The organism is Microcoleus sp. BROC3 (genome assembly GCF_036702515.1).
Classification (GTDB): Bacteria; Cyanobacteriota; Cyanobacteriia; order Cyanobacteriales; family Microcoleaceae; genus Microcoleus.
In genome coordinates, this window is the sequence record NZ_JAUBTQ010000003.1 from 183,678 (window position 1) to 203,743 (window position 20,066).

Genomic DNA, 20,066 nt, shown 5'->3' on the forward strand with positions numbered 1-20,066 from the left:
TGAACGCGGGTGGAGCGATCGCCTGCATACTACATTTAGGCGATCGCTCTTTTGTTATCCAAGATTCACGGATATACCAAAAACAGCTTATTTACCGCGCCACAGATGAACGGCATCGGCGTTAATTTCAGACCTTACCTGTAGCCAATCCTCCAGCAAGTAGTCATCATCAACTGCTTGCTTGTGCTGTTCGTCTTTGACAATTGCCAAGACGTGAACTCCAGACGGATAGTTGACATGACGAATTTCTGGGTCATATTCCAAGTCTTGAATTTTTGCCAAAACGCGATCGACAGCACCGGCAACAGTAAGAGCGGCCGCAAGAATAATTTGACCGAGTTTAGCACCCGGTTTTACACATTCCAGGACAGCCATTATTCTTTCTCCTTATGCTATGTTAGATATTTTTACTGTAGCAATGAATTATTTGGCTCATCTATTCTTATCAAAAGGCACGCCAGAATCCCTGATTGGCAACCTCTTAGGAGATTTTGTCAAAGGTTCGGCTGTCAACCTTTATTCCGAGGAAATTATAAAAGGCATCGATTTGCACCGCAAAGTAGATAGCTACACCGACTCTCACCCAATAGTGCGATCGAGTAAAAGCCTTATTTGCGCTGATAGACGCAGGTTTGCTGGAGTTTTGATTGACGTGTTTTACGACCACTTCTTGGCTAAAAATTGGCTGGAATATTCAGAAATTCCGCTCCCCGATTTTTCTCGCCATGTCTATAAAGTCCTGCAAGACAATCGCGATATATTGCCTGAATCTCTCCAGCGGGTGCTGCCAACAATAATTGCCCGCGACTTGCTTTCATCTTATCAGGAAATTGCCGAAATCGGCATCACTCTTACAAGAATGTCGGCGCGACTCAAAAGGACAAATAACTTGGCAAGCGGTATAGAAGATTTGACAGCTAACTATCAGCGCTTAGAATCCGATTTTCGGGATTTTTTTCCCGATTTAATCAAATACGCGACCGCTGGCAAATATTAATACAAACAACAAAAATTACAGTTGCTATCAATAGCGAACTCGTGTATAATTCGACCAATATGTGCATCACATCTCAAGTTCAACAGGGTTCACAATATGGCAACCAGAATTCCGAACCTGCAAGTAACTAAAGTGGTTGACGGCGACACCATCAAAATTTCTCTCAACGGCAAAACCGAGTCTCTGCGCCTAATTTGCGTCGATACAGAAGAAAGTCATTCGGGAGGCTCCAAACCTGTAACTGCGGCGGGGAAAGCAGCTTCAGAAATGGCTAAAAAATATTTCGCCACAGCGGATGGCGGACTTGCTAAAGTTGATATTGAATTTGATACAGATGACCCGATAGAAATTGCGGTGGAAAAACACCGCGATAACTACGGCCGCCTCCTATGTTACGTACATAAAGACGCAGAAAATTACAATCTAAAACTGATTGCAGAAGGCTGGAGTCCATACTTTGTGAAATACGGGCGCTCCAGATTGTATCACCGCCAAATGACTGAGGCTGAATCTGTAGCCAAAGCCTACAATTTGGTGATTTGGAATCCGATTACTAATGCTAAAATTCCCTCTCGCAACTATGCTAATTTACTGCCTTGGTGGTCGATGCGAGGCTCTATTGTTGAAGAGTTTCGGTTGGCAGAAGCAACCGCAGAAGCGCTTTCTGTGAGGTTGCACTACCCAAAAATTTTAGCTGCTTCTGAGAGAGCTAAATCTATTACTATTTTCTGCGATTTGCAGGCTGGGATTAATAAATGGATCGGCGGGAGCGCTCTGATTTATGCTGGCTCAGTTTATCATAAGTTAGATTTGTGGATACCGGATGCTAAAACCGATGAAATGGCTCCATTGAAGCGGTTAATCGAGAAGCGTTATGCGGGTCTGGGACGCGGATATGTGTATGTGAGTGGGAAGGTAGAACAATACAAAGGGAAGCCTCAAATAGTTTTGAAGGATCTCAAACAACTTTCAGATTTTCCTAGATAATATTTACACTAGAGTTAATTTTATCAATCATTTTTACTGGAATCTAATATTCTTAGGAAGTACGATCGCGCAAATAGAGGGCGCTCCTAAAAAACGATCGCCCTCTATTCAGCCATGATATTCTATTTATCCAGAGGTGCAGGAAAATTTATTGTTGCATTGAAGGAGTAGTGAAAAATCTACATCCTAAAGGATTTGTGCGTGCAGATTGATTTTGAGGAGTGGTTATAGGAGGACTAGAGTTAGAAGGTGTGCTATTCAATTTTGAAACGGTAAAAGATTTAGAATTGTTAGGAGTTTTGCCGATGTTGCTAACAGAACTGTTAGTAACATCGGGTGACTCGGTACTTGTGATATCCTGTGTTTCAGTTACATTTATCGGCGATTTGACCGTCGTTTGTGCCTGACACGGATAGGCAGTCATAGCAGAAATTACAGCAAAGCTCAGACACCAAAAATAGCCCGTTGATTTAATCATATTTATCTAAACCTAAACTTAAAGAAGTATTACTACTGCTTCTTAATAATAGATTAAGTTAGGAAAAATTATATTTCAAGCGTGTTAATGCGTATTTTTTTAAACTTAATAATTAAGTATTTGTATGGATAAAAAAAATATACAAACGGAGAAATCACTATTAAGTGTAAAGTTTCAGTAAAGATAGCGGGTTTTTACTGAGAAAAAATATTAGGACATCCCGCTGGGGCTTTAATTACTGTCGGCTGACCGAAAAGCATTTTTCTCGCTTAACAGGCAGGATTTCGGTTCCACAAAATTAAATTTTCTTGTGGTTCGTTCCTCCGGGGCGGGTTCGCCAAAAAAAATTGTTTGCAATGGGCGATCGATCTAGTAAACCCGCCCTCACAGCATTAGACTCTTAAAAAGAAAATGAAGTTCTCAATACACCCACTGAGATTGGGTCGCTATCGGGAGTGTGACCGGGTTGAAAAATCAAGATTAATCCAGGGGTGACGCTGATATTATCATTCACCTGCCAGCGGTAGAATACCTCTACATGAGTAGTCGTTCCGGGTTGCCCGCCCGATCGCCCTAAACCCGTATCTAAAAAATCAGGAACGTTATTGCCTGTAGGTAAATTGCTGCTGACAATTTTAGGCGGTTGCCCGATATAAATTCCTCCTAAATTTCCTGAGTTAAACAAATCGGGAAAATTTAAAAAAACCATATAATTTGTAGTTGCTACTGTACCAGATTTACCCGGAATGCGAGAATTAGTATAACCAGCCCAACCTCCCAAAGAAACTCGCGATGAAATGCGCCAGTTTAAACTTGCTCCAACTGCATTTGTTTCCAGAGGTTCGGACTTATTTGTGCTAGGATTGATAGCAGTCAATTGGCGATCGCCTGCCAAACTAATCAAATTACCATCTGGCGAATAATCGTTAACATAATAGACAGTAACATCAACTGGATCTGCTGGCGTCAGAGTTAGTTGTACGCCCAATGTATTGTGTCCTTTAGACCCGTTAGAACTGACAAAAAATCCGGGGATGTTAGTAGAATAAACTGCTTGCAAACTGGCTCGATTCGCAAATTGCCAGTCAATGCCGATGCCGCCTAAACCTAAACCAGTGTTCAAAATAGGGTTTCTTTGGGCGAAGGCAGAAAGGGGGCCGGAAGCTGCACTTTCCGCCCGATTCGGCCCTCGAAAACCGGTTATCATGTTAACTCCTGCTGTCCCTGCAAACACTGCCAACTTGTCACCGACCAGAAAGCGGTAGTTGAGGTCGCTGATAGTAAATCCAGGAGTTTCGCCTAAATTATAAGCAAGGTTTACATCTTCGGTTAATTGTGGTGAATTGCTTCCGTTCTGGTTGTAAAAACCGATTAATAAGTTACTGCGAGGACTAAATTGAGTGGTTAAATATAATTGAGTGAAGTTGATCGAGTTGACATTTGTACCGGGGTCTTTGGTATCCCTTTTGCCGTCTCTGGGAGCGCGATCTGCACGGTTGGGAGTGCGCCCTTGTATTCCAAAAACGGTGAATCCTGATAGCTTAGTTGTTGTTGAAAATTGATTGGCTTCTAGTTCGGTAGCTCGCGCTTCTAGGAGGTCGGTTTGACCTCGCAGCGTGGCAATTTCTGCGGCAAATTCTTCTTGCAATTTTTGCATTTTTATCAAATCATTTCTGTTGACTTGATTTTCGGTTTGTTTGGCGGTGTACTCCCGGATTTTATCTAAACAAGCATTGATTCCGGCTGCAAATTCATAGCGGGTGAGGGCGCGGTTTCCGCGATAGGTTCCGTCGGGGTATCCAGCTATGCAGCCGTATTTTTCTACTAAGGATTGCAGTGCTTGAAATGCCCAGTCTGTCGGCTGTACGTCGCTGAGTTGGGAAACTGATGTAACTTGTTCTAGTGAGTTTTCAGCAGGGTAAACTAATGGGGGATTTTCTAATTTATTTTCTTCAACTAACGGAGGTATTTCTGCAGGCTGCGTTTGGCTGGCTTCGGATATGTGAGTTGCTCTCTCACTCGCTATAGGTACGGGCGGCTCCGATGTGGCGTTTATCGGTGAAGTTACATCTACATTGTGAGGATTTCCGACTGATTGTCGAGCGGGATTACGATCGAAATTATCCGGTAGATTATTTGTCGGTGCGGGTAATTGATACCATTCATTAACAGAATCTTCGGAATGTGCACTATTTGCTGTTGTTTCAGGATCTGTCGTTTCTGCTAAGGCTGAAATGCTGAATAATGCCTGCAATCCGAATCCCACTATTAAGCTGCTAAAGATTTTCCAAATTTGTCGATCGCACTTGTGATTGGGCATTTAATTATATTTTGTGAGAATTGAACAAAAAAAGTGAGAAAAAGGGCGATTCGCTACGGGATAGCTACCCTTCACGCACTATTCTAGATGAAGGGCGATCGTAAATTCCGTTTCTTTTCCCAAAACTGACGAACCAGTCAAACTGCCGCCCTCGGTTTATTCAACTATGTGACGGCTGATTGACAATCCGGTTCCCGTTCCTTTCCCAACAGCTTTTGTAGTGAATGAAAAGTCAAAAATCTGCGATATTATTTCCTCATACATTCCTGGCCCATGGTCTTTGATTTTCATCCAAATGCTTCGCTATAGAGCCGATAATTAAGTAGTAATATTAATGAGGTTGAGTGCGGATGTAATCGATGATAAAATACAACTTTGCTTAGCTTTTTATAAAAAATATATCGTTTTTTTCAGTACGAGTCATTAACACCTGATTCAGTTTCAAAAGCATTTAAGCAAAATAATTTGTCCCTAATTTTTGATGATTTGAATTGCCTGCTGGTTATTATGGGCCTTCAAACGGTGCTGCCAAATCATCAAAGTAATATCAATTCCTTCCCGGATATCGGCTAACACTTTATACTCGCTGTCTGCACGGTAAACAGTGCGGAGCAAGTTATCGGTTAACATCGTTCGGGAAACACGAGCGATTTTTTTAGCAATCGTCAACTTTTTAACTTCAGTATCATTACGGTTGACAAAGCAAAAATATTAAGAGTCTTTAACTTATTTAACCCGTTAATACTATAATATTATCACCGCAAATCTGTAGCTGCCAATAGCGGCGCGATCGATCCACACTCCAGAGATTTAAAAGCTATGTGCCAATTACTGGGAATGAACTGCAATGTTCCGACAGATATTTGCTTTTCTTTTGAGGGTTTTTCAGCAAGAGGCGGCAAAACGGACGTTCATCAAGACGGTTGGGGAATTGCTTTTTTTGAAGGTTTGGGATGCCGCCTTTTTATAGACTCAAAACCTGCGATTGCTTCTCCGGTTGCTGAAGTAGTGCGCCGCTATCCCATTCATTCAACTAATGTCATTGCTCACATCCGCAAAGCTACCCAAGGCAAAATAGCTCTGGAAAACTGCCACCCTTTTATTCGGGAACTTTGGGGGCGTTATTGGGTGTTTGCTCACAACGGAAATCTGGAAAATTTTCATCTAGAAAGTCCAGGATTTTACAAACCAGTTGGTCAGACTGACAGCGAAAAAGCATTCTGTTTGATCTTAGAAAAGCTGCGATCCACTTTTCCTCAAAGCAAGCCTGCTTTAGCGGAAATTTACCCGGTACTGGAGGAAATGACTAAAACTTTGGCACAACACGGAATTTTCAATTATTTACTTTCTGATGGAGAACACTTGTTCGCACACTGTTCTACTAATTTGCATTATATTGTGCGACAAGCACCTTTTGCTAGCGCTCACTCGATCGACGAAGATGTAACTGTCGATTTCCGGGAACTGACAAAGGAGGACGATTGCGTGGCTGTTATTGCCACTTTTCCGCTGACTGATAATGAAGTTTGGACGCAAATTCAATCTGGAGAATTGCTGGTATTTCAAGATGGTTGCCCGGTCAAATTTTAACCGCTGGAGTTAAGTTAAATGACCGCTACGAAGCGGCGGAAAAATCTGTGTATTGCCGCATTCCCGGATCGTGAAATGCCAACACAATATCTTCCTTGGGAACCCCTGCACGCACCAAATCCGTTGCAATCCCATCTTCTGTCCAGTCTTCCTAGATCCAGAATTTGCGATCGCGAATCCGAACGTACACGGTGATACCAGTAATGCGATCGCCCTTTGGCCAGCCCAGGTTCATCCAGATGTAATGACCGTTTTGCTCGTCGGTAATCAAGAATGTCTCGATGTCTTGTTGGGAAGAGCGATCGCACAATTCTATATACTCGGTCAAAATACGCTTAATTAGTTTGGGATACTCAGTTAGTTTATCCATTCCACTATTTTCTCTACTATCGATCGACCTTTTTTCCCATCGCAGTGCGTGAATTGCGATCGCATCAAATCCCTGATTCAGTAAAAGCTAGGTTCAAATCATCAATCAACCCCAATGGTTGGGCCCACTCTGTTAAGTAACCCCGATCCAAATTCTCAGATTGGACTTTCAGAATTCCCAAAACATCATTCCATTGTTTTTGAGACTGAGACTGTTGCCGCCAGAGCAGTTTTGCCAACACAATATCTTCAGGAGAAGCAACCCAAAATTGTTCTACACCAGCTTCGTCAAGCGCTTCTAATCGTCGTCTTGCCATTTTTGAGCGATCGAATTCAGTATTAGAATTTAGCACTATATCAGCGTTCAATACTAAAGTCATGTGAGTGACGCTCAACACCATCCCTCTACCCTCTTGAATATCTTCTACCGAACCTGGAGGGCAGTAAAAACCAGCCGTTTCTAGTGCTTCAACTAATTGAAAAATATTGTCCCGGAGCAATTCAATTACTAAATCTAAATCGCGTGTGGTTCTCGGGTCGCCATAGACAGAAGCGGCAACGCCTCCTGTAATATAATAAGAGACACCTAATGTTTCAAAAATTGGGTGCAACAGTCTAGCAATTTCGCTGGGGTCTTGCGTCCACATAGAGGGCTCACTGGTGGGGGTTAAAATTGGCAACCACTTGCTACCTAATATCGATCGAGCAAATCGCTCTTTGTAGGTTGAGGGAGAAGCTTTTTTCATCCCGCGCAAGCTAACAGTTTTTGCCCAACGATTTAATTTTGCCCCCATTTGCCACCGTTGGGAATTGGTGAGTTGCCGCAGTAGGTAAAAATCAATTGCATCAGCTTCAGGAGTTTTATCATCCGACTGGGGACGGTATCCAGGTTTGATGGATATTTTCGGTATGGATTGAATCATTTTGCTTGTTGATTTCCCTAATTCTATACATGATATCAGTTAACAAGGCTCAGTGTAGGTCTGTCTGCACGGGTTGGCGATCGCAAATAACTTCTAGGTAGCGTGGCAACTGCTACAATGTTTCCCAACAGATCGAAGAACTCAACGCTATAACCTGTTTCTAGTCCCTCAACGTGATGCTGTTCTACAACTGTACCGATATCGCCGGCATCAAGTCCTTCTTCAGGGCGATCGCACAGCAAGATGACATCTGAATAAAGTTTCATGAAGTGCTAAGAAGCTACTGCAAAATCGGTGTATTGCCGCATCCCAGGCTCGTGAAATGCCAACACAATATCTTCCTTGGGAACTCCTGCACGCACCAAATCCGTTGCAATCCCATCTTCTGTCCAGTCTTCCTCGATCCAGAATTTACCATCGCGAATCCGAACGTAAACAGTGATACCGGTAATGCGATCGCCCTTTTGCCAGCCAAGATTCATCCAGATGTAATGACCGTTTTGTTCGTCTGCAATCAAGAATGTCTCGATGTCTGGTTGAGGATGGCGGCACAATTCTACATACTCGGTCAAAATACGCTTAATTAGTTTGGGATACTCGATTAGTTTATCCATTGCACAATTTCCTCTACTTCTGTATTTACGATAATTAGCGGAAGTTGATGTCTGTTTACAATTAATTGAATTACATCTTGAGTGAAGAAACTTTTATATGCGATCGCACTAACTGCGACGTAAAGTTTGCGATCGGGTGCAGTTTCCTCTAACAAGTAAAGATAGATGTCATATTGACCGAGAGCTTATTTTAAATCTTGTATGTTTGAGGCACCGATAAAACTTTTGACTTCAATGACAAGCTTCTGTCCTCCTCGTTCAGCAGCAATCGGTCTTTCCGCAGCGAGATCGGCGTACAGCGTTGTTCTGCGATACTGGATCGCATAGGGATCGTCGGTAATCGTCCAGCCGTCTTCGATCTGTGCATTTTTGACGGCGTTGTGGAGCGTGTCTAGCCTTGGCATAGGTTAATTATAGACGAAAGACAGTATGCTGTAGGTTTGGTCGGGGAAGTTTAGATCGATATCCGATCTAAGAAAACGAGTTTTTACCGCGACAAAGACTTTAACGTGTTATTTCGCAAAAAATCCGGTGTCTGCATGGCAATCTTTCCCGTCAAACCACTATAATAAGACCTACCTATCGTTTTTGTTATTTCTACCGGGGCACAGGATACTTTAATGGTTTTAGCCGACTTTTACAGTTCATGACTGTGAGAAGTGCTATATTTACTTATGTTTATAGCTCTTGTTTATAGCTCTGTACCTAGATTTATCAGTTACCAAGACAATAATGACTAATCAACATTTTGATGTTTTCTTAGCTCACAATAGCCAGGATAAGCCTCAAGTTAGAGCGATCGTGACTAACCTGAAGCGGCGGGGTCTAAAAGTGTGGCTAGACGAAGAGCAAATTCCGCCAGGACGACCATTTCAGGATGTAATCCAACAGGCACTTCAAAATGTTAGTTGTGCAGCTATCTTTATTGGTCTAGGGGGGTTGGGAAGGTGGCAAATACTAGAATTGCGGTCACTACTCACTCGTTTTGTGGATGCAAACATACCCGTAATTCCTGTTTTGTTGCCTGGGGTTGAGGGAATTCCCGAGCATTTGCTCTTCCTCCAAGAACTAAATTATGTGAAGTTTGAGAATGGCATAAACGATTTTGAAGCATTAGACAAATTGGAGGCGGGCATTAGACAAAAGCCAGTAAAAAGCTTCCCAAAAATTTGCGAACACTTTGATGTTTTTTTGTGCTACAACGACAACGACGAAGACCGCAACGAAGTAGAGCAAATTGCCGAACAACTCAAGGAAAGGCAGATTCAACCGTGGCTCGATATATGGGAAGTCCGTCCTGGCAATTCCTGGCAACAATTACTGGAAACTCAGATAGCCAAAATAAACTCAGTGGCTATTTTTATCGGAAAAAACGGTGGTCCCTGGCAAAAAGGAGAAATAGAGTCTTTTATCTGGGAATTTATTGAACAAGAACGTCCGGTTATCCCTGTTATTCTGCCGAGTGTCCTGCAAGAGCCACAACTTCCCATCTACCTACGACGCCGAACTCGGGTTGATTTTCGTCAGCAAGACCCTGAACCAATAACCCAATTAATAAAAGGCATACCTGAAGTTAAAGAGTAGCACGAGGAATCTTTAAATGATAGATAGACCGGAATTTGATGTTTTTTTAGCTCATAACAGTCAGGATAAGCCTGAAGTTAAAGCCATCGCATCTAAACTTAAAAGGCGTGGTTTAAAAGTATGGATAGACGACGAGCAAATTCCTCCAGGACGACCATTTCAGGATGTCATTCAACAGGCAATTCCCAATGTCAAGTCTGCCGCTATTTTCATCGGTTTACAAGGACCAGGAAGCTGGCAAGATATGGAACTGCGGACATATATAAGCCAATTCGTAGATACAGGTCTTCCAGTAATTCCCATTTTGCTACCAGGAGTGGGTGAACTTCCACAAAAGTTGCTTTTTCTCAGAGAATTTAATTGGGTAAGTTTTGCTAGCGGCATAGATAATGTTGGATCGCTAGAAAAACTGGTGTGGGGCATTACTCAGCAACAACCCCAAACCTCATCACGAATTTGTGAACACTTTGACGTTTTCCTGTGCCATAACGAAAAAGACCTTAGCGAAGTAGAGCAAATTGCCAAACAACTTGAGGAAAGGGGGATTAAACCTTGGTTAGCAAAAAATAAAGTGCCTCCTGGTAGATTACCGGAAGATGTACTGGCAGATCAGATAGCGCAGATCCACTCAGTAGCCATTTTTATTGGTAGTGAACCCTGTCCCTGGCAGGAAAAAACGATGGAGTCTTTTATCTGGAAATTTATTGAACTAAAGCGTGCTGCTATTCCTGTTATTCTGCCAAATGCCCTGCAAGAGCCAGAACTTCCTATCTATCTCCAAAGAAGAATTAGGGTAGATTTTCGTCAGGATAAAGCTAAAGCATTTTACAATTTAGCATGGGGTATTACCGAAATAGAACCAGAAACCTCACCGAAAACCTTAGAAGAAAATAACTCTCTTGTGCTGGAAGTGAATTGCGCCCAGTTAGAGGAGTTACTAGCAGTCGGAAAATGGCAAGAAGCCGATCGGGAAACAAAAAAAATTCTGTTAGAGTCATCTGGGAAAAAACAAAATGAAAAGCTGGGAGTAGACGAGATTAGAAACTTTTCCTGTGAAACTCTATGTACGATAGACGAATTATGGGTGAAATACAGTAATGGGCGCTTTGGTTTTAGCGTGCAAAATAAGATATGGCATCAAATCAGAGAAAAGTCTTTTTTGCAAAAGATGAAAACTAAAATTTTCGGAAATAGTGATAACAACAAAAACGAAAAAGATTTTTGGTACATTTTTGGCGAAAGGGTCGGATGGTATCACGAACTTAATAAAGGTCAAAAAAAATGGGTTCAATATCAAGATATGACGTTTAATATGAATGCTCTTCAAGGACACCTTCCCTGTTGTAGAGAATGGTGGAAACGAAGCCGACCCGAGCATGAGCCTAAACGTTTTTGTGCTCTGATGTTAAGAATTGAAAAATGTCAAGAATACCAACTATAGCGGTTCTCACTAACATATTGAATAAGTAACAGAAGGAGTTCTCACATGATTGAGCAAGAATATAGCGAACTCTCAGTACGTCTAGCTCTTTTATTAGAATCAGCAAGATGGCGAGAAGCTAACGAAGAAACTAGAAAGATCCTTCTCAAGGTAGCTGGTCAAGAAAAAGAAGGCTATCTAACCGATGAAAAAATCCAACAATTTCCCAGTCAAGTTCTCCACCACATAGACAAACTTTGGAATGACTACAGCAGGGGTAAATTTGGCTTTAGAGTCCAGAAGCGTATTATGATAGAGTCAAAAAAAGACCCCAAAGTTTTTGGACAGCGTGTAGGGTGGCGCGAAGAAGACGGTTGGATTTCTGCTAGCCACGTAATTTATAGTATTGATGCTCCTGAAGGACATCTTCCTTGGGGAACTATCAAAACGATTACGATGGATAATGCTGGTTTGGATGCGATTGTGGACACTATCAGGTGGGGAACAAAAGGATTAGCTAAACAAGACTGGCAGAGACAGCTAATCGTAGATTTTGTCGATTTTATGAATAAGGTGACAGGTTACGAAAGTGATAAGGAAGAAATGAAAAGAAATTTAGAATACGAACTATCCCATGATGAAGCGTGGTGGAAAGGACAAAGACTAGCAGAACTTCAAATTAATAAGCTGTTTTCTCTCCTGATCAATTTTTAATGACTTTAACTAAATGCCAAAACAAGACCCAGCCAAATTGAAAAAAGTATCTGTCAACCTTCCCTTCGGCATTGGTGGTGCAGAATGGGAAGCCGATGTAACCGAACGAAAAGCAGCATGGGCGCTTTATGTGGAACTGGTAACTCGCATTACTGTAGAATCGCTTCAATCCGACCAAGGACTGTTACGGGAAGCTCTAAATTCGCTCTACAAAATGTTTGAGATTACACGTCAAATCCTCAGAGAAGCTGGCCCTGATGTAGGCATATCATATAACTCTGTTGGCGGAATTGCTGTTGCTGTACTCAATCAAGGTTTGCGTCCATTTCTATCTAAGTGGCATCCTTTACTACAGGCATGGGAGGCACAGTGTCCCCCCAATACTAGCCCTAAAGAACATGAAAAAAACTGGTCACAGGAGCCTCAGTTGCGTCAAGAATTGCGATTACTCAGTGAAAAATTAGATGAATATGTTAAAGCCTTGGCACAAATTGTAGGAGTAAAAAAATAATGTTTTCGATTTTTTGCAATTTATCACAGGGTGTTCTAAATCATTCTTTCGTACAGACTCACACTGCACATCTTTTTAGAAAAGAATGCTTTTGAGCTTAAAATATCCGATCTGGCAAGCTGAATAATCGCATTTACTCAAATATTCAAAAGGATGCCATTCATTTTTGCTGATTGCTTCAAAGTAAGAACCATCTTGCTGTGCAATGTCCGGCTTTGTATCGCTGACATCAGCATAGTACATATAGCAAATTTCGTTCGTTTGAGTGCCAACAATATATTTACCTAACGGCAAAACCTGAACTGAAAACCCAGATTCTTCATATACCTCTCTGATTGCTGCTTTCTCTGGTGACTCACCTGTCTCTATCCCCCCAGTAATGGGGCAAGGATAGAGCTGAAGTTCTTCATTTATATCGGAGCTATCTATACACAGAGGCTGCTGTCTAATCAGGACTTCATATTCTATTTCTCTTCTAGCAACATTGCTTTTTCTCACTAAGAATATAGCCACTGAGTCTTTTCCTTTTCTTTCCAAGTAATGAAATCCCCTGGCAGTTTCCTTGACAGTAATCCAGTTGGTCGTAAAAATATTTTTTTCATAGCTCATTTTACTGATTCCAAACTTAGCTAAAATAGTTGATAATCGATAAATAACGAGGAATAGGTAATTGGTTGTTAGTAACAGCCATTACCCATTCCTCATGTTAAACCCTAGCTGCCGCCAATCCGAGCGACATCGCGAGCGTTTTCTTCAAACGCAGCCGTCAGCGCATCATCACCGCTTAAACCCGATGCGATCGCCCTTTCAATAGCCTGCAACACCCGCTTGTAATCCCTCGGCATCACCTTCACAAAAAGCGGCACCATCTCATCCCACGCAGCCAGAACCTTCGAGGCCTTCGCACTTCCAGTCAAATCGACGTGAGTTTGAATTAACTCCCGCAAATCGCTAATTTCCTCAACATCCTCGAGTTTTTCCAACTCCACCATCGACATATTGCAGCGAGTAGCAAAATCACCCGCCTCATCCAAAATGTAAGCAACACCGCCACTCATACCCGCAGCAAAATTGCGCCCGGTTTGACCCAAAACCACAACTTTGCCGCCCGTCATGTACTCGCAACCGTGATCGCCCACACCTTCAACTACCGCATTCACGCCGGAGTTGCGCACCCCAAAACGTTCGCCCGCCATCCCTCGGATGAAAACCTCGCCGGATGTCGCGCCGTAAAGCACTACGTTACCGACAATCACGTTTTCTTCCGCGACAAAGGTAGAAGCTGCCGACGGATACAGGATAATCTTGCCGCCGCTGAGCCCCTTGCCCAAATAGTCGTTAGCTTCGCCTTCGAGCTCCAGGGTGACACCCTTGGGCACGAATGCGCCAAAGCTTTGCCCCGCGCTGCCTTGGAAGTGCAGGTGCACCGTGTCATCCGGCAAACCTTCCCAGTTGCGCTTGGTGATTTCGTTGCCGAGAATTGTGCCGACAACCCGGTTGACATTGGTAATCGGCAGTTTGGCGTGTACTTTTTCGCCGTTTTCGATCGCACCTTTGCACAAATCCAACAACACCGTCATATCCAGGGACTTTTCCAAACCGTGATCCTGCGCCATCTGACAGTAGCGCCCCACCTCCGGCCCAACCTCCGGCTGATAAAGGATTTTCGAGAAATCCAAACCCTTAGCCTTCCAGTGTTCCACAGCTTGTTTCGCTTCCAAAACATCAGTCCGCCCCACCATTTCATTCAGCGTGCGGAAGCCCAACTGCGCCATAATTTCCCGGACTTCCTGCGCCACGAAGGTCATAAAGTTTACCGTGTGATCGGGGTCGCCGATAAAGTTTTTCCGCAGCAGCGGGTCTTGGGTCGCCACGCCCACCGGGCAAGTGTTCAGGTGGCAAACGCGCATCATGATGCAGCCCAATGTCACCAGCGGCGCCGTCGCAAAACCGAATTCCTCAGCACCAAGCAAGGCAGCAATTGCTACATCGCGGCCGGTTTTCATTTGACCGTCAGTTTCCACGACAATCCGGCTGCGGAGATTGTTGAGTACCAAAGTCTGATGAGTTTCCGCCAGTCCCAACTCCCAAGGTAAACCGGCGTGTTTGATCGAAGTCTGCGGCGAAGCGCCGGTTCCGCCGTCGTAGCCGGAAATCAACACCACATCGGCGTGGGCTTTCGCAACCCCGGCCGCGATCGTCCCGACTCCAACTTCCGACACGAGTTTGACGCTAATCCGCGCTTCCCGGTTGGAATTTTTCAAGTCGTGAATCAATTCGGCCAAATCTTCGATCGAATAAATGTCGTGGTGAGGAGGAGGCGAAATCAAACCCACACCCGGAGTCGAGTTCCGCACCTTGGCAATCCACGGGTATACTTTTTTACCGGGCAACTGTCCGCCTTCACCGGGTTTCGCGCCTTGCGCCATCTTGATTTGCAGTTCCCGCGCTTGGGAAAGGTACAAGCTGGTAACGCCGAAACGCCCGGAAGCAACTTGTTTGATCGCGCTGTTTTTCGAGTCGCCCCGATCGTTCGTCCAAGTGTAGCGTTCCGTGTCTTCCCCGCCTTCACCGGTGTTCGATTTGCCGCCAATCCGGTTCATCGCGATCGCCAGAGATTCGTGGGCTTCTTTAGAAATCGAACCGTAACTCATCGCGCCAGTTTTAAAGCGTTTGAGAATAGATTCGATCGGTTCAACTTCCTCAATCGGTATCGATTCCCGCTGCTTGAATTGCAGCAAACCGCGCAGGGTAAAATGCTGCTGGTTTTGTTCGTTAACCAGCCCAGAATACTGTTTGAAAAGCGTATAACTGCCCTCGCGCACCGCTTTTTGCAGGGCGTGAATTGTCTGCGGGCTGAACAAATGCGCTTCGCCTTCTTTGCGCCACTGATATTCGCCGCCGACATCGAGAGTATGTCCGCTGGCTGGGCGGTCTGGGAAAGCGTGAGTGTGGCGCAAAATAGCTTCTTGGGCGAGGACTTCGAGGTCTACGCCTTCAATCCGCGAGGCTGTCCAAGCAAAGTATTTATCCACTACGGATTTGTTTAACCCGATCGCCTCAAAAATCTGCGCGCCGCGATAACTTTGAATTGTAGAAATCCCTATTTTCGAGGCAACTTTCGTCACACCTTTAGTTGCCGCTTTGACGTAGTTTTTGCAAGCTGTTTTGTACTCGACATTTAGCAGCAATCCTTCGCGGATCGAATCGGCGATCGTCTCAAAGGCCAAATACGGATTAATCGCGCCGCAACCGTATCCAATAAGCGTTGCAAAGTGATGCACTTCCCTCGGTTCGCCGGATTCGAGCACGAGTCCCGCCCGCGTGCGCGTACCTTTACGGATCAAGTGGTGGTGCAGGCCCGCAACTGCCAGCAGCGCCGGAATAGGGGCTTTGTCTGGACCGATCCCCCGATCGCTCAAAATGAGGATATTCACCCCGGAGGCGATCGCGCTGTCTGCTGCTGCAAAAACCTCTTCTAAGGCTTGTTCGAGACCTTTTACCCCGCTTTTGGGGTCAAACAAAATCGGCAGTGTAATCGACCGGAAATTGCCCTCATTTACGTGTTTGAGCTTAGCTAATTCTTCATTGCTGAGAATCGGCGTTTTCAGTTCGATCAAATGACAGCTTTCGGGTTCTGGTTTGAGCAAATTGCGTTCAGCGCCGATCGTAGTTTCGGCAGAAGTTACAATTTCTTCGCGGATAGAATCAATTGGCGGATTAGTAACTTGAGCAAACAACTGCTGGAAGTATTCATAAAGCAGTTTTGGTCGATTGGAAAGCACCGCCAGCGGCGTATCCGCACCCATCGCGCCGACAGCTTCCACGCCATCTTTCGCCATCGGCGCTAACAGCAACCGCAGTTCTTCAAAGGTGTAGCCAAAAGCCATTTGCCGCTGCAATAATGTTTCGGGATGAGATTCTGCTACTGCCGGCGCATCTTTCAGTTTTGCGATTTCGACCATGTGCTGGTCGATCCACTGGCGGTACGGGTGTTCTGTGGCAATTTTGGTTTTAATTTCCTCGTCAGAGACGATGCGGCCTTCCTCGGTATTTACCAGGAACATCCGCCCCGGTTGCAAGCGACCTTTTGATACAATTCGTTCTGGGGCGATCGGCAAAACTCCCGCTTCCGATGCCATAATTACCAAGTCGTCTTTGGTAACGCAGTAGCGGGAAGGGCGCAAACCGTTGCGGTCGAGCACGGCCCCGATCGAAGTACCGTCGGTAAAGGCGATCGAAGCTGGGCCGTCCCAAGGTTCCATCAAGCAAGAATGGTATTCGTAGAAAGCCTTTTTCTCGTCACTCATCGACTCGTGGGCCGTCCAAGGTTCCGGAATCATCATCATGACAGCGTGCGGCAAAGAACGCCCGGCCAAAGTCAGCAATTCCAAAGCATTGTCAAAAATTGTCGAGTCGCTACCTTCGATGTTGATTAAATTCGGGATTTTCTTCAAATCGTCTCCGAACAACTCCGACTCGAACAGCGATTGCCGCGCGTGCATCCAGTTAATGTTGCCGCGCATCGTGTTGATTTCGCCGTTGTGGGCGATGTAGCGGTAAGGGTGCGATCGTTCCCAGCTCGGAAAAGTATTGGTGCTGAAGCGCGAGTGAACTAGGGCTAGAGCGCTTTCCATGTCCGGGTCGTGCAAGTCGGGATAGTAATCGCCGACTTGCACCGGCATTAACATACCCTTGTAGACGATCGTCCGGCACGAGAGAGTGGAATTATACCAGTAGGGGTCTGTGTTAGTCCTGCGGATGGCATTGTGAGCCCGTTTGCGGATGACGTACAGTTTCCGCTCGAAAGCCGCCTCGTCAATACCTGCCGCCCGCCGGAGGAACACTTGCTGCATGAAGGGTTCGCTAGATTTGGCGGTGTCGCCGAGGGACGAGTTGTCGGTGGGAACATCGCGCCAGCCGAGCACTTCCTGGCCTTCTTCTGCCGCGATTTGCTCAAAAATGCGCTGCCCGTTTTCGCGTTCAGTTCGATTTGGCGATGAGTAAATCGCGCCAACGCCGTACTCGCGGGCTTCGGGAAGTTCGATGTTTTGCGCGGCGGCCGCTTTCTTGAGAAACTTGTGGGGGACTTGCATCAGAATCCCCGCCCCGTCTCCCGTGTTGGGCTCGCAGCCGCACGCGCCCCGGTGGTCGAGGTTCAGCAGGATTGTCAGTGCCTGCTCGACAATTTCGTGGGATTGCTGACCCTTGACGTGTACAATAAATCCGACTCCGCAAGCGTCGTGCTCGAACTGCGGATCGTACAAGCCTTGTTTTTGTGGCAGTTCGTTGCTGTTCATTTTGATGTTTTCCTAAAAGTGACGAAAAAATTGCGATCGACAGAGTGCCAAGCTCTTTATTGTACCTAATATGTATTTTCTAATCATGTGAGCTTGGAAGTTTTCAGCTTAAGAAAATTGTTAGATCTCAGCAGTCATTAGTCATTAGTCACAAGAAAAATACTCCCCTTCCCTTACTCTCCCCTCTCCCACTCGTGACAGGTCGAGGTTTGTTACAACCGCGTGAGTATGAACTCCCCTCCTAGGGCGAAAATCAAGTGATGAAATGAAACTGTATCGAAAACCCCCATCTTGAAAAATCAGGATCTCCAGGATTAGTCATGTATCGTGTCCAAACAAACTCCTCAAGCGAATTGGTTGGCGACGTGGATCTCTTCCTTGTACACTCATAGATCGTTGCGACCCTGACTGCAAAGACCCGTGGTTGATTCTAACTGACCTGAAGCCCCAGTAAGCCGACCTTCTCTGCTATAGGCTACCTCCTTTTACCTCACGCCCAGAACACCATTCTCGCTTCACAGGCCTTTGGGACCTGTGAAGCGAAGAGTATATTTTCTTGTGGGCCGTTGATCCGAACCCGTAAAAGGCTTATTAACAATGCTGCAAGATGTCAGTTTACCGAATGTGTTTACCGCGCTGTCAAATTTCATGGTTGGCAATGCCATGATACCCGTTTACTTGACCCACAACGGACTCAAGGAATGCGGTTAGTGCTGGCTGTTTCCACTCTGTCGATGGCGATGCGGGCGTGATGCTGTGAAATCATCAATCGCCTCACCTCAACTCTCGAACAACTTCCCCCTGGACACATGGCCTTAAAGAAACCCATAAGCTTCAAAGATTCACCTGAAAGAATTCTGATTGCTAATGTTGAATTGGAATCTCAATTACAAACTCTACCCCGCATTCAGTTGAGGAAAGGCAGGTAAGCTGACCACCATGTTTTTCTTCTACAATCTCACGGCTAATAGACAAGCCTAAACCTGTCCCTTTACCGACAGATTTAGTAGTAAACATCGGCGTAAATAAATGCTGCATTATCTCGGGCGTTATCCCCAGGCCATTGTCAGCAATCCGAATCACCACTCTGTCCCCCTGAAGCTTTTCAGTGCAGATCCGAATCTGCGGATTGTCATTGCTCTGTTGCTTTTCACCGCACAGCGGACAACTAATCGTAGACTCTTCTAAAGCATCAATTGCATTCGCTAATACATTCATAAACACCTGATTTATTTGCCCCGGATAGCACTCAACCAGCGGCAACTCGCCGTACTCTTTAATAACCGTAATAGCTGGGCGATTACCTTTACCTTTTAGCCGATGACCTAAAATCAACAGGGTACTATCTAGCCCATCGTGAATGTTCACTGGCGTTAGTGCCGATGTATCCAAGCGAGAGAAGTTACGCAGTGACATAGAAAGATTATAAAGTCGCTCTGTTCCTACCGCCATTGAATCCATAATTTTAGGCAAATCTTCTACGATAAACTCTAAATCAAGCTCCTGAGATTTTTCCTCAAATTCTGATGGCGAAGTAAGGCTATACTTGCAACACTTCGCCATCGCGATCAAATCTGCAATATGTTCTTTTGCTGGAGGGAGATTGCTGGATATAAAACTAACTGGATTGTTAATTTCGTGAGCCACCCCAGCAACAAGCTGACCGAGGCAAGCCATTTTTTCGCTTTGAACGATTTGCACTTGAGCTTTTTTAAGATTGTCCAAAGCTTGAGAAAGTTCAGCAGTTCGTTCTTCCACCCGTTTTTCTAACTCCTGCGCGAGCTTCTGTAACGCTGCTTCTGCGGCAAGCCGCTCTTCTATTTCCCGTTTTAAAACCAAATTTTGCTTGGCGAGAGTTTTCGTCAAAGAACGCAATTTTAAATGGAGGTTGACGCGAGCTAATACCTCCTTTTGTTCAAAGGGCTTAGTAATGTAATCTACAGCCCCTAGATTAAAGCCTTTGACCTTATCTCCTATGTCAGAAAGAGCCGTCATAAAAATTACGGAAATTTCGTTCGTCAACGGACTTGCCTTCAGCAGATGACAGGTTTCAAACCCGTCAATTCCTGGCATCATCACATCTAACAAAATCAAATCAGGCTGACTGTATTCAGCCTGTTCGATGGCACTTTCGCCATCAGTTGCGACTAATATTTCCCATCCTGAACCAGCTAAAGCTTCAGACAGCACGTCGAGATTGCTAGGGTTGTCATCCACAATTAAAATGGTACTTGTTTCCATATTTTCTGCCTGCATTTT

Annotated in this window: 17 protein-coding genes and 2 pseudogenes; 7 read left to right on the plus strand and 12 right to left on the minus strand. The window is 44.9% G+C overall.

Features of this window, described 5'->3' with window-relative positions:
- Positions 1 to 87 precede the first annotated feature (87 nt).
- Positions 88 to 375 (minus strand): hypothetical protein, encoded by a 288-nt coding sequence (locus tag QUB30_RS03255; RefSeq protein WP_333328992.1) that lies wholly within the window; start codon positions 373 to 375, stop codon positions 88 to 90.
- A 19-nt stretch (positions 376 to 394) separates the two neighbouring features.
- Here QUB30_RS03255 and QUB30_RS03260 point away from each other — a divergent pair, with 19 nt between their 5' ends.
- Both QUB30_RS03260 and QUB30_RS03265 read left to right on the plus strand, forming a co-directional pair.
- Entirely contained in the window at positions 395 to 997 is a 603-nt protein-coding gene (locus tag QUB30_RS03260; protein ID WP_333328995.1) for an ACP phosphodiesterase, read from the plus strand.
- A 96-nt stretch (positions 998 to 1,093) separates the two neighbouring features.
- Complete coding sequence (locus QUB30_RS03265; RefSeq protein ID WP_333329000.1) at positions 1,094 to 1,984, plus strand: thermonuclease family protein; 891 nt, start codon at positions 1,094 to 1,096, stop codon at positions 1,982 to 1,984.
- An 878-nt stretch (positions 1,985 to 2,862) separates the two neighbouring features.
- On the opposite strand, the gene QUB30_RS03270 is transcribed toward QUB30_RS03265, so the two are convergent.
- The 3 genes from QUB30_RS03270 to QUB30_RS03280 form a co-directional block, all read right to left on the minus strand.
- Positions 2,863 to 4,782, minus strand: coding sequence for an iron uptake porin (locus tag QUB30_RS03270; RefSeq protein WP_333329004.1), 1,920 nt, complete (start codon positions 4,780 to 4,782; stop codon positions 2,863 to 2,865).
- 156 nt (positions 4,783 to 4,938) lie between these two features.
- A complete protein-coding gene (locus QUB30_RS03275; protein WP_333329007.1) occupies positions 4,939 to 5,073 on the minus strand; it encodes an ATP-binding protein in 135 nt (44 codons plus the stop codon).
- Between the two features lie 180 nt (positions 5,074 to 5,253).
- Positions 5,254 to 5,412, minus strand: a complete 159-nt coding sequence (locus QUB30_RS03280) for a hypothetical protein (protein WP_333329010.1) — start codon at positions 5,410 to 5,412, stop codon at positions 5,254 to 5,256.
- Between the two features lie 189 nt (positions 5,413 to 5,601).
- Between QUB30_RS03280 and QUB30_RS03285 the strand changes: the two genes are divergently transcribed.
- Positions 5,602 to 6,372 (plus strand): class II glutamine amidotransferase, encoded by a 771-nt coding sequence (locus QUB30_RS03285; protein ID WP_333329014.1) that lies wholly within the window; start codon positions 5,602 to 5,604, stop codon positions 6,370 to 6,372.
- 25 nt (positions 6,373 to 6,397) lie between these two features.
- Here QUB30_RS03285 and QUB30_RS03290 read toward each other — a convergent pair.
- The 5 genes and pseudogenes from QUB30_RS03290 to QUB30_RS03310 form a co-directional block, all read right to left on the minus strand.
- Positions 6,398 to 6,742: pseudogene (locus tag QUB30_RS03290) on the minus strand (XisI protein).
- A 64-nt stretch (positions 6,743 to 6,806) separates the two neighbouring features.
- Complete coding sequence (locus QUB30_RS03295) at positions 6,807 to 7,664, minus strand: hypothetical protein (protein ID WP_333329017.1); 858 nt, start codon at positions 7,662 to 7,664, stop codon at positions 6,807 to 6,809.
- 35 nt (positions 7,665 to 7,699) lie between these two features.
- Positions 7,700 to 7,930, minus strand: a complete 231-nt coding sequence (locus tag QUB30_RS03300; protein ID WP_333329020.1) for a DUF4926 domain-containing protein — start codon at positions 7,928 to 7,930, stop codon at positions 7,700 to 7,702.
- A gap of 6 nt (positions 7,931 to 7,936) precedes the next feature.
- Positions 7,937 to 8,278 (minus strand): XisI protein, encoded by a 342-nt coding sequence (locus QUB30_RS03305; RefSeq protein ID WP_333329023.1) that lies wholly within the window; start codon positions 8,276 to 8,278, stop codon positions 7,937 to 7,939.
- Positions 8,266 to 8,682: pseudogene (locus QUB30_RS03310) on the minus strand (XisH family protein). Before QUB30_RS03310 ends, QUB30_RS03305 begins: the two are co-directional and overlap by 13 nt.
- A gap of 328 nt (positions 8,683 to 9,010) precedes the next feature.
- On the opposite strand from QUB30_RS03310, the gene QUB30_RS03315 reads away from it, so the two are divergent.
- Genes QUB30_RS03315 through QUB30_RS03330 form a run of 4 tightly spaced genes read left to right on the plus strand, consistent with a single transcriptional unit; the run spans position 9,011 to position 12,507 of the window.
- Positions 9,011 to 9,862 (plus strand): toll/interleukin-1 receptor domain-containing protein, encoded by an 852-nt coding sequence (locus tag QUB30_RS03315; RefSeq protein WP_333329026.1) that lies wholly within the window; start codon positions 9,011 to 9,013, stop codon positions 9,860 to 9,862.
- 16 nt (positions 9,863 to 9,878) lie between these two features.
- On the plus strand, positions 9,879 to 11,303 hold the full coding sequence (locus QUB30_RS03320) for a GUN4 domain-containing protein (protein WP_333329030.1): 1,425 nt from the start codon (positions 9,879 to 9,881) through the stop codon (positions 11,301 to 11,303).
- A gap of 45 nt (positions 11,304 to 11,348) precedes the next feature.
- On the plus strand, positions 11,349 to 11,996 hold the full coding sequence (locus QUB30_RS03325; RefSeq protein WP_333329033.1) for a GUN4 domain-containing protein: 648 nt from the start codon (positions 11,349 to 11,351) through the stop codon (positions 11,994 to 11,996).
- Positions 11,997 to 12,009: 13 nt separating this feature from the next.
- On the plus strand, positions 12,010 to 12,507 hold the full coding sequence (locus QUB30_RS03330) for a hypothetical protein (protein WP_333329036.1): 498 nt from the start codon (positions 12,010 to 12,012) through the stop codon (positions 12,505 to 12,507).
- Positions 12,508 to 12,582: 75 nt separating this feature from the next.
- Here QUB30_RS03330 and QUB30_RS03335 read toward each other — a convergent pair whose 3' ends face one another.
- The 3 genes from QUB30_RS03335 to QUB30_RS03345 form a co-directional block, all read right to left on the minus strand.
- On the minus strand, positions 12,583 to 13,116 hold the full coding sequence (locus tag QUB30_RS03335; RefSeq protein WP_333329039.1) for an NUDIX domain-containing protein: 534 nt from the start codon (positions 13,114 to 13,116) through the stop codon (positions 12,583 to 12,585).
- A gap of 104 nt (positions 13,117 to 13,220) precedes the next feature.
- Entirely contained in the window at positions 13,221 to 17,807 is a 4,587-nt protein-coding gene (gene gltB / locus QUB30_RS03340; RefSeq protein ID WP_333329042.1) for a glutamate synthase large subunit, read from the minus strand.
- Positions 17,808 to 18,671: 864 nt separating this feature from the next.
- Positions 18,672 to 20,063 (minus strand): response regulator, encoded by a 1,392-nt coding sequence (locus QUB30_RS03345; RefSeq protein WP_333329045.1) that lies wholly within the window; start codon positions 20,061 to 20,063, stop codon positions 18,672 to 18,674.
- Positions 20,064 to 20,066: the final 3 nt, after the last annotated feature.